This is a genomic window from Bacillus cereus group sp. MG20, assembly GCF_040459885.1.
Classification (GTDB): domain Bacteria; phylum Bacillota; class Bacilli; order Bacillales; family Bacillaceae_G; genus Bacillus_A; species Bacillus_A cereus.
Window position 1 is genome coordinate 301,362 of sequence record NZ_JARVHF010000001.1, and the last position, 11,269, is coordinate 312,630.

An 11,269-nucleotide genomic window follows, 5' to 3' on the forward strand; every position below is an offset into this window, starting at 1 on the left:
TTCTTATTTCACTTTCTTTTTTTGAGCTCTTTCTCTCGCTTTTTTTATATAGCTTTCTGCATCTGGTGTTTTACATGATGTTGCACCGTGATCAACCTCTACTTTTCCAATTTCACGTGCAATTTCAATCGCTTGTCGCTCTAAGTCTTCATTACGAATTCCTATTGCGATTAAAGCACTATTCATCGCTTCTTTTTTTCTATTTTTTTCATTATGTATATTTTCTTTAATCTCTTCTAAGTATGGAGAGAAGAAATCATCATGTAACGCTTTATTTTTAATCGATATATTTGCTAATAAAGACCAGCCAGCTCTTCCAATCCATTCATCATTAGACTTTGTCCACTCTTCCATTCTTTCTATTGCAATTGGCGAAGTACATATAGATGTCATAAAAACATCCATTAAACAGTAATAATCAACATCCTGAACCCAACTATTAAGCTGTTCTGCTGTTATATTCTTCGGGTCTAAAATATAAGTTGCTAATATCATTGCGTCCATATTTTTCGTTTCCCACAATTCAACTGCTAAATCGTGATCTTTTTTTATTTTCTTTTTTAACAATTTTAAATTTGCAAAACTAACTCCGAATAGTGGCTCTTTCGCTCCGTGGTTTTTATACGTTTTACGATTTTGTTCTGTTCCATATTCCTCTAGTTGCTGCATTACTTCCTCAAGTAACATATACCCACCTCTTTATCTTTTATGTTGACTGTATATATGTATGTACGATATATTCTACATTACTTTTCGGTTTTCCTATATTTATTTTTAAAATACGGTATGTGAAATTTCTAAACATTGCACAGCTACACCATTAAAAAACTGTACATGTTAAACATACAGTTTTTTGATGGTATCAATTTTGCGTAGAATAAGATATAAACTACGAAAGAACTTTTAATGGTCCTCTCAATCACCTATTTTTTCAACTAAATTTTTTACATCTGACCACTCTTCTATTGACCCTGCGTCCGGAAAAACTGTAACTACATTAAAATTCGCACCTTTTTCTTTCCCAATTTGTTTAGCTGCTAATAAATTCGCTGCCGCAGAAGTTCCTATTTTTATACCAGTATCTTTGTAAAAACGTGCCATTTCATACAGGGTATCTTCATATGAATAAGTCCATTGTTTTTCTATCAAATTTTCTTCCTGTTCTATGAAATGTTGTTTCCTTCCTAAGCCGAACCCACCTGATCCAGCATATTTCTTTAAATCATTTGGTGGTTGTTCCGAACCATAAGGCAATTCAGCAGGCATTACTAAATGTAGTTCAACATTTTTTGTATAATTCTTTATTGCTGTATAGACTCCCATTAGAGTTCCACCAGTACCAGCAGATGCTACCCATGCATGTATTGGTTTTCCAATCATTTGTGCAATAATTTCTCGCCCTGTACCTTCTATATGACTTACTAGATTTGCATTATTATAATGTTGGAATAAAAAGTATAATTCTGGATTTTGTTTACTAATCTCTACTGTTTTCTCAATTACTGCGTAGAACCCTTTACATTTATCAACTAAGATTACGTTAGCACCATAACGATCAAGTTCATTTAATAGAGATTTACCGGTTCCAGAACTTAAAACTAACATGCATTGAATCCCTAAATAATTACAAATACACCCAATTGACCTCGCTAAGCTTCCACCACTATACTCTAAAATATTTTGTTTTTTGTCCGCTTCTTGTAAATATTTATTAATCATTCCAAGTGCTGCCCTATCCTTAATCGATCCTGTAGGATTGTGCCATTCACATTTAGCATAGATAGAAAGGTCCTTCGTTTCTTCGCATTTTAATTTCATGAGAGGTGTATTTCCAACATGTTTAGAAAACTCTTCAAAATAGTTTACTATCATACTTTTATACCTCCTTCATAAATTATGTTTATTACATTTGTTCTCAGCCAAAATACTTTCTACATTTTAATAACTCTCTCAATAAGATCTTCTTATATAAAAATCCCTACAAACACTGTAGGGATTTATGTCTAAATCATTTTGTTACACTCTATTTCATATGAAAATAGTTTCCTTATTCAGATGCATTCATAAGCACAATTCTCCAACCATCTGGATCCTCTATTGTGGTTCCTTTCTCTATCCAATACGGGTTTTCTGGTTCCACCTCATGATAGCCCATATTACTTAATCGATTCACTATCTTTTCAATTTCATCTTTATTAGGCATATAAAAAACTAGTAAATTATCTTTTGTCGGTGCCGGACATGGACTTCCATTAACATGTGTAGTAAACTCCAAATGATACTCTTCATCTGGTAAACCAAACATAACCCCATCATATCCTTCATGATTGTGAAATTCCCCTATACGTTTTAAACCTAATCCTGTTTCATAAAAACTTATCACTTCTTCAAATTTATCTGTTGGTCTTGCAATTCTAAATTGAACCCAATTCTTCATGCAAATCTCCTCCTTTTCATTTTCCAAAGCTTTATAGTAATTAGTATAGGTTACATATATTCCCTTTAACATCCCTCATTAGTGTGAACTTCCTAAGTTGAAAGACCTATTAGTTAATAAACAATAGGACTTTAGTATAAAATTCATATAAAATTAGTTATATAAATGTAGAGATGAATTACAAGCTATTACGTATGAAATAGTTCTCCTTGCAGGGCCTTTATATACCGATCAGCAGATCTTTGTACAGCTTTATTCGCATCTTCCACCACACCATGAAATGCATTATATAGTCGACTAAATTGGATATCTTTTACCTTCTCTGCCATATCTCTAACTTTATTCGCTGGTAATGGAATGAGATTGGGATAACTATACATAAAACTTACCCATTTTCGATCCGAAACTACTTGTATAATATCACCTGATAACAAAATGCCTTTCCCTTCATTACCGTCTTTCCAATGTATAACAGTTCCGCCCTTAAAATGGCCTCCTAAGCGATGCAATGTAAGTTCTTCCGATAATATCAGATGCTCCCCAGACCAAAATTTAATTTGCTTACTCGGACGAACCACCCACTCTTTATCATCTTCATGAATATAAATAGGTACATTGAATGTTTCCGCCCATTTAACTTGTGTAGAGTAATAATGTGGATGAGAAAGTGCTATTGCTTGAATACCACCTAAATCATATATACGTTGTATCGTTTTATCATCTAAATAACTAATGCAATCCCACATAACATTTAGAGTTTTACTTTGTATTAAAAATGCTGTTTGTCCAATCGCAAATTTAGGTTTAGTAGTAATGCTATACAAACCGCTTTCTTCTTTTATTATTTCGTTTTTGTATAAATTGCTATCTTGCATCGTTTCTAATGTTGTCCATGACTGCCCAATTGGATTAACATATTGTCTTTCCTCATTACAAATTTTACAGCGAGAAGGTGCTTCTTCATTTTCGGGATACTGTACTCCACATGTAGTGCAAATATAATTATCCATATTCCCACTCCTTTTTTCATGTAATTGTTTCTTTACCAATATTTTAATAAAAAGCAAAAATATTCGAATCAATAATTGGAATGAAAATGAAATGATACGAAAGTATGATTAGTCTCCTTTCGTTTTAAGACTTTAGCCTAAGTACTATATTTTTCATTTCTTCTTTCTGTGAAAGTTGCATATCGTTTTTAATAGAAATTCCAAGTAAATTAAACTTTTACCCATTAAATAAGTGAATACATCTTTTCAAAATAAATGAACCTATTCATAGATTTCGTCACACCTTTGACATAGTTGCACTAAGCGATACACATTAGAGGTATAGTATATTTAAAGTAACGATAAAAGAATATTCAATAATTTTATCTTCCTTATCGTTACTAGATTCAATTCGTAACAAATAAAGGAGAGGTTTTAATGGAAATCGTTATTATGCTCTATGATGGAATTACTGCATTAGATGCTATTGGTCCATACGAAGTATTTGCTGCAGAAAGCAACAACAACATAAAATTTGTTGCTAAAACGAAGGGATTAATAAAATTAGATTCGAAAATGGGCTATTTACATGCTGATTACAATTTTAATGAAATTACTTTAGCAGATATTCTTATTATTCCCGGATGTCGTCCACCAAACTTTACACAACTTATGAAGGATGAAGAAACTCTTAATTGGATTCTCCAAATACATAAAACGACAAAGTGGACTACAACTGTATGTACGGGCTCCTTAATCTTAGGTGCTACTGGTCTACTAAATGGTGTTAATGCTACTAGTCATTGGAGCTGTTTTAACTTACTTCGTTCTCTCGGAGCTATTCCAACTGAAGAGAGATTCGTGCGCCATGAAAAAATTATAACAGCTGCTGGTGTATCTGCAGGTATTGATATGGCCCTTCAGTTAATAGCTTGGGAATTTGGAGATGAAAAAAGCAAAGCAGTTCAACTCATGTTAGAATACGACCCTCAGCCTCCCTTTGATACAGGTTCTCCTAAAAAAGCGCATGCATCCTTATTAGAAGATTTAAATTTGATGATTGAAAGTTTAAATAATAAAGTTTAAATTCATCCTATTTTTCAAAACTGCAATTGATATAAAATCTTGCATACTTTTGAGTAAACTTTTTTACACTTGTAAAAAAGTTTTTTTGCATTTCCCTACCTATAATTGCTAATATAGTAGAGTAGAACTTTTATAGAGAGAAGGAAAATTATGCACAATGGAATTCGAATGACAACTTTAGTAAAAAGGGCTATGTTAGTTTGTGCGGGGGTATTATTCACATACGAAGCGGCTTTGGGATCAGTACATACTGCTCTAGCTAGTACAGAGGATGAAGCAAAATCTGTTCAACTTGTAAGTGAGATTCAAACATCTCTTGCTCCGAAAGAAGCTCCTAAACATTATAACGGGCAAGTTAGAAAAGTCGCTTATTTAACATTTGATGATGGTCCTGGAAAATACACAGCTGAGCTTTTAGATATGTTAAAGAAAGAAAATGCAAAAGCAACATTCTTCCTAATTGGTTCAAACGTAAAAGCTTTCCCTGATCTTGTAAAACGCGAAGATGCTGAAGGCCACTACGTTGGGATGCACAGTATGACTCATAACTACAAGAAACTTTACACAGAAGGTCATTACGTAGATGAAATGAAGGAAGACCAAGGCTTAATCGCTGGTGTTTTAGGTAAATCACCAGTATTAACTCGTCCATCTTACGGCTCTATGCCAGGATTAAACGAAGCTCTTCGCAACAAAGTTGTAGAAAATGGCTTAAAAGTTTGGGATTGGACAATTGATTCTTTAGACTGGAAATACAACAAAATGCAAGTTGATGCTGCATCTGCTAAAATTGTAGAGAACGTGTTACATGGTGCTACAAATCCAACAGAAGTTATCCTTATGCATGATATTCATCCACAATCAGTAAAAGCAGTACCTGGAATTATTAAAGGACTGAAAGAAAAAGGATATGAATTAGAAGCATATAATGAGAACGAACATTTCCCATTAAACTTCTGGCATGATAATCGTATGTAATGAAAAGACTTGATTCCCTTTAGCTGGGAATCAAGTCTTTTTGTCGTTTTGGGAATTACTCTTCGTATATTCGACTCAAATTCCCCCTTCTCTAATATCAATAAAAATTCAAAATCACATGTTATACTAAAATTTAGTTTAAATAAGTAGGTGCCATATGATCGTATATACAGTACAAACTGAAGAAGCTTGGAAACAATTTAAGAAACTTGGTTATTTAGAAGGTAATAAAGAATTCATCGATCCAGACGATTTATATTCATATGACTGGATGGTGCGCGTTGCTAAAACAAGATTGCCTCATTACGAAGGTAACTATCCTATTTGGGTCTGGGAAGCAAATAATTACCCAAATCGAAATCATAAAGCTTGGGGTAGAACAAATTCAAAAATGGTAATTTTAACACTAGATGTACCGAAAGAATGGGTACTATGGAGCTATTTTGACTATTGGTGCTGTGCTATGACTGATGGATCAATATATTTACATACAAAAAATAAGTGTACTTTAGATGAATGGTATACATATATGGATAAAAAATACGAGATAATATTTGATTTCGATTATTTATTATCTCATCCTGATTGGTGTCTAGATAAAGAGGATTCGTTAGAAAAACAAGGTGTTATCGGCAACATTCCCCTTTCCTTCGTAAAAAAAGTAAGGCGTTTTCGCGCTAAGGAAGATACATCTATTAATGAAATCAGAAGTGATAACTGGGATAGTAGAAAAGAAAACCGTATTAAAAAGATGAATCGAAAATTAAGAAAAAGAATCGAAAAACAAAAAAGATTGCAAAAGCGACTTATACGAAATTAAAACAGATTTATCAAAATATAGTAAGAAATTATGGATTGAATATAAAATTTCAACCCTTTTTATATTATCAACACTTTAGCACATATTAACCATAAGGAGTGATATGTATATGGAGTTTCTCTCATCTGAATATTTGTCTGCCTTGCTTGCCATCATTGTAATCGATTTAGTGTTAGCCGGAGATAATGCCATCGTAATTGGATTAGCAGCAAGAAGATTACCGAAAGACCAACAAAAAAAAGTTATTATATGGGGTACTGTCGGGGCAATCGCTATTAGAGCCCTCGCTACCTTAGTTGTCGTTTGGTTATTAAAAATACCTGGTTTACTCCTAATTGGCGGTATACTTCTTATATGGATCGCTTACAAGTTGATTGCTGAGGGTAAAAATCATGATATTAAAGCCGAAGAAGGATTTTGGTCTGCTATTAAAACCATTATTATCGCTGATGCGTTAATGGGCATTGATAATGTACTCGCTGTTGCAGGAGCTGCCCATGGTAACTTTTCTTTAGTAATCATTGGTCTATTAGTTTCTATTCCTGTAGTCGTATGGGGCAGTACATTGATTTTAAAATGGGTGGATCGTTTTCCTGTCATCATTACGATTGGAGCAGCGGTTTTAGCTTATACTGCTGCAAAAATGATTGTAGATGAGAAATGGTTTGCTGGATTTTTCGAAAGTAACCCTTTCATTAAATGGGCATTTATCATTATTATCATCGTCGGTGTAGTTTTCTTCGGAAAAGCAAAACAAAAAGCAACAGCTAGTTCTGTCTAATAATGATGGTATATTTACAAATAAAAAGCGCTATTCATATGAATAGCGCCTTTTATTATTTAGCTTCCCCTTCCGGAGTCGTTTTTACCTTCGTTTTGTTTTTATCACGATTGTTATAGTTATACTTCGAACGATCTACTGGAGTGAATCCTTCCGGTGTGTAGAATCGTAATAAGTCACCATTTACGACTTGGTCAGAGTATTTTAGTGAGTTTTGAACCATTTGTTCATTTTTCTTTATTTCATCTGTAAATTCTACAGGTTTTCCAGTTGTTGTATCATAGTATTTGCCGTTTAGTGCAGTAACAGTTGGGCTTACGTAGTTACCGTTACGGAACGCAACGACTTGTTTATGCTCTGGTGATAATAAATCTGAACCGAATTGAACATAGTTTTTCGTATCTGTACCTAGTAAGTGTAATAACGTAGGAAGAACGTCAATTTCACCGCCATATTGATGTTGTACGCCACCTTTCACTCCTGGTACACGAACGATTAAAGGCACACGTTGTAACTGTGCATTTTCAAATGAGTTCATTTCTTTACCCATTACTTTTGACATTGCTGCGTTATGATTATCTGAAATACCGTAATGGTCTCCGTACATAACGATAATTGAGTTATCATATAAACCAGATTGTTTCAAGTAATCGATGAAACCTTTTACAGATTCATCTAAATAGCGTGCTGTTTGGAAGTACGTATCTACTGATGAATCGCCTGTTGTCGCTGGTTCAATCGTTGCTTCTGCCTTATCGATTGGATAAGGGAAATGGTTCGATAACGTAATAAACTTCGTATAGAACGGTTGTTTCAACGTTTGTAATAACGGAATAGATTCATTAAAGAACGGTTTATCTTTTAATCCGTAGTTTACTACATCTTTTTCATTCATATCATAGTATGACGCATCAAAGAATTTATTAAAACCAAATGATTTATAAATATCGTCACGGTTCCAGAATGTTTTGTAGTTACCGTGGAATACTGCTGATGTGTATCCTTGTTGTCCTAAAATAGCTGGTGCTGATTGATACGTATTATGAGATTTCGTTGTAAAGACAGAACCTTGCGGTAAACCAAACATTGAATTCTCTAACATAAACTCCGCATCAGATGTTTTCCCTTGTCCTGTTTGATGGAAGAAGTTATCAAAGTATAGTGTATTCGCATCTTTTGTAAATGAGTTTAAGAACGGTGTAACTTCTTGACCATTTAATTTGTAATCGATTAAGAAGTTTTGGAATGACTCTAAATGAATATAAATTACGTTCATTCCCTTTCCTTTACCAAAATACTCAGGATTTGGACTTGCATAAGTTGATGTTAAATAATTTCTTACTTCTGTCATATTATCCCCATCAGCTAATGCTCGTTCTGTTGATGCTTTCGCACTTTGAATACCATCGTAAATTGTGTAGTTGTATGCCCCTAAATATTTCACAATATAATTTCTATCGAATGTTCTTGTTAATAATTCAGGACGGTCGGATTCTGCAAGACCTAAGTTAACACTGAATAATAAAATACCTGCTACAAATACTAGAGATAATTTATGCTTCGCAACACGAATTGGTTTTGGATTTGCAAATTTTGTTGCGACTAACACAATTAATATAATCGTGTCTAAGAAGTATAGTGGATCATAAAGATGTAGCAACGCAAGAATACTACCACCTAAATCTCCAAAGTTATTCGTTTGTGTTAATGTCGGGAACGTAATAAAGTCACTGAAAAAGCGATAGTATACTACGTTTGCGTATAAAAGAATCGACAATAACAAGTTGATGACAATTAGCCAAATATAAGATCGTTTCCCTTTTGCAAATAATGCAAGTCCTAAAAATAGAACTGCTGAACTAAGCGGGTTAAAAAACAGCAAGAATTTTTGGATTGTGTTTGAAATTCCTAAATTAAATTCCGTTACATAGGCTGCATACGTTTTGAGCCACAATAAAATAACGGCAAACAGAAAGAATCCAAAATGATTGCTTAACACACTTTTGCTCTTTAATAAGAACTGTTTCATTTCTCCACCTCTTTTAATCATCCAAGGCTTATTTTTTATAAGTCTGTCTCTCTATTCAAATTTTCTTCTTCAAATAGATTATCTTTATTTAACTATATGAAGAATATTAGTAATTATAATTTGAAGCTAGTATTTATTCAACTATTTCTTTTTAAACATTTTGACCTTGGTTTCTATTTAACAAAATAAATTTGTAACATTTCCTGTTTGCTCCCAAGATTCATCCACTAATTATGACATCCCATACTATATACCTTTATAAACTCATTCGCAAACTATTCTATCTCCAATTTTGGTACATATTTCACATGACAAAATAATGTTATTTAATTATATTGCTCACCTTACATTCCCCTGCTTCAACTAAATCTTAAAGTCATTACATCTCTTCCATACATGAAAAATCCTCATGTTCACTAATATTATATTTGAATAATTATTCATTTACCCCAGCAGTGGTGTTATGTTTTCTCGACAAAAAAACTCGCTCTAAAAAGAGCGAGTTTTTTCATGATATATTATTGACCTTTGTACATTGCATCTACTTGTTTTTGAAGTTCTTCATTTTCTAAGTACTCATCGTAAGTTGCCTCTTTATCGATTACACCGTTTGGTGTTACTTCGATAATGCGGTTTGCAATTGTTTGTACGAACTGATGGTCATGAGATGTGAATAACATTGTACCTTTGAAAGCAATTAAACCGTTGTTTAATGCAGTGATAGACTCAAGGTCTAAGTGGTTCGTTGGATCGTCAAGTGTGATTACGTTCGCACCACTTAACATCATTTTAGATAACATACAACGAACTTTTTCGCCTCCAGATAATACAGAAACGTTCTTCTTAACTTCTTCACCTGAGAATAACATACGGCCTAAGAAACCACGTAAGAAGCTTTCTGACTCATCTTGTGGAGAGAATTGGCGTAACCAATCAACTAAATTATAGTCACTGTTCTCAAAGTACTTAGAGTTATCTCTTGGGAAGTAAGATTGAGATGTTGTAACACCCCATTTGAATGAACCGCTATCTGGCTCCATTTCACCCATAAGGATTTTAAATAATGTTGTCATCGCGATATCGTTACGACCGATAAATGCAACTTTATCACCTTTATTTAAAGTGAAGTACACATTATCTAGCACTTTTTCGCCATCAATTGTTTTAGAAAGGCCTTCAACAGTTAATAAGTCATTTCCTATTTCACGCTCAGGTGTGAAGCCAACGAATGGGTAACGACGTGATGATGGTCTAATATCATCTAATGTAATTTTATCTAATAATTTTTTACGAGAAGTTGCTTGTTTCGCTTTAGATGCGTTTGAGCTAAAGCGTGCAATGAAGTTTTGTAACTCTTTTACTTTCTCTTCTTTTTTCTTATTAGCATCTTGTGTTAATTTTAAAGCTAATTGGCTTGACTCATACCAGAAGTCATAGTTACCAACATAAAGTTGAATTTTACCGAAATCAAGATCAGCCATGTGCGTACATACTTTATTTAAGAAGTGACGGTCATGGGATACAACGATTACTGTATTTTCAAAGTTCATTAAGAAGTTTTCTAACCATTGAATCGCTTTTAAGTCCAAGTGGTTGGTAGGCTCATCTAGTAATAGAATATCAGGTTTACCGAATAATGCTTGAGCAAGTAATACTTTTACTTTCTCTGCACCAGTCAATTCTGATAATTTTTTGTCATGAAGATCTTCACCAATACCAAGACCTTTTAGAAGGATTGCAGCTTCTGACTCAGCTTCCCAACCGTTAAGCTCAGCGAACTCACCTTCAAGTTCTGCAGCACGCATTCCATCTTCATCACTAAAGTCTTCTTTCATGTAAATAGCATTTTTCTCTTGCATTACTTTGTAAAGTTGCGTGTGACCCATAATTACTGTTTCTAATACTGGGAACTCTTCATATTCGAAGTGGTTCTGTTTTAATACTGCTAGGCGCTCACCTGGCGTAATATGTATATCACCTGTTGATGGTTCAATTTCTCCAGATAAAATCTTTAGAAATGTTGATTTACCAGCACCGTTTGCTCCGATTAAACCGTAGCAGTTACCTGGCGTGAATTTTATGTTAACATCTTCAAATAATTTGCGATCCGCGAAACGCAAACTAACGTTACTTACTGTAATCATTTGTG

The 11,269-nt window shown here is 33.7% G+C and carries 10 protein-coding genes; 4 read left to right on the forward strand and 6 right to left on the reverse strand.

Annotated features, from left to right (window positions below):
* Positions 1-3 precede the first annotated feature (3 nt).
* From QCI81_RS01700 to QCI81_RS01715, 4 genes are all read right to left on the reverse strand, one after another.
* Positions 4-687 (reverse strand): DNA alkylation repair protein, encoded by a 684-nt coding sequence (locus tag QCI81_RS01700; protein ID WP_063547642.1) that lies wholly within the window; start codon positions 685-687, stop codon positions 4-6.
* A 228-nt stretch (positions 688-915) separates the two neighbouring features.
* Positions 916-1,872: a PLP-dependent cysteine synthase family protein gene (locus tag QCI81_RS01705; RefSeq protein ID WP_000636848.1), complete on the reverse strand. Its 957-nt coding sequence runs from the start codon at positions 1,870-1,872 to the stop codon at positions 916-918.
* A 175-nt stretch (positions 1,873-2,047) separates the two neighbouring features.
* On the reverse strand, positions 2,048-2,437 hold the full coding sequence (locus QCI81_RS01710; protein WP_000800670.1) for a VOC family protein: 390 nt from the start codon (positions 2,435-2,437) through the stop codon (positions 2,048-2,050).
* Between the two features lie 188 nt (positions 2,438-2,625).
* Complete coding sequence (locus tag QCI81_RS01715; RefSeq protein ID WP_071732059.1) at positions 2,626-3,447, reverse strand: MBL fold metallo-hydrolase; 822 nt, start codon at positions 3,445-3,447, stop codon at positions 2,626-2,628.
* Positions 3,448-3,864: 417 nt separating this feature from the next.
* Between QCI81_RS01715 and QCI81_RS01720 the strand changes: the two genes are divergently transcribed.
* From QCI81_RS01720 to QCI81_RS01735, 4 genes are all read left to right on the forward strand, one after another.
* Positions 3,865-4,512, forward strand: a complete 648-nt coding sequence (locus tag QCI81_RS01720) for a DJ-1/PfpI family protein (protein WP_071732058.1) — start codon at positions 3,865-3,867, stop codon at positions 4,510-4,512.
* Positions 4,513-4,662: 150 nt separating this feature from the next.
* Positions 4,663-5,490, forward strand: a complete 828-nt coding sequence (locus QCI81_RS01725; RefSeq protein WP_000551449.1) for a peptidoglycan-N-acetylglucosamine deacetylase — start codon at positions 4,663-4,665, stop codon at positions 5,488-5,490.
* Between the two features lie 157 nt (positions 5,491-5,647).
* Entirely contained in the window at positions 5,648-6,310 is a 663-nt protein-coding gene (locus tag QCI81_RS01730) for a DUF3841 domain-containing protein (RefSeq protein ID WP_000637700.1), read from the forward strand.
* Positions 6,311-6,419: 109 nt separating this feature from the next.
* Positions 6,420-7,091, forward strand: coding sequence for a TerC family protein (locus QCI81_RS01735; RefSeq protein ID WP_000395169.1), 672 nt, complete (start codon positions 6,420-6,422; stop codon positions 7,089-7,091).
* A gap of 55 nt (positions 7,092-7,146) precedes the next feature.
* On the opposite strand, the gene ltaS is transcribed toward QCI81_RS01735, so the two are convergent.
* On the reverse strand, positions 7,147-9,120 hold the full coding sequence (gene ltaS / locus QCI81_RS01740; protein ID WP_029442622.1) for a lipoteichoic acid synthase: 1,974 nt from the start codon (positions 9,118-9,120) through the stop codon (positions 7,147-7,149).
* Between the two features lie 518 nt (positions 9,121-9,638).
* Positions 9,639-11,264: an ABC-F family ATP-binding cassette domain-containing protein gene (locus QCI81_RS01745; RefSeq protein ID WP_000633860.1), complete on the reverse strand. Its 1,626-nt coding sequence runs from the start codon at positions 11,262-11,264 to the stop codon at positions 9,639-9,641.
* Positions 11,265-11,269 lie beyond the last annotated feature (5 nt).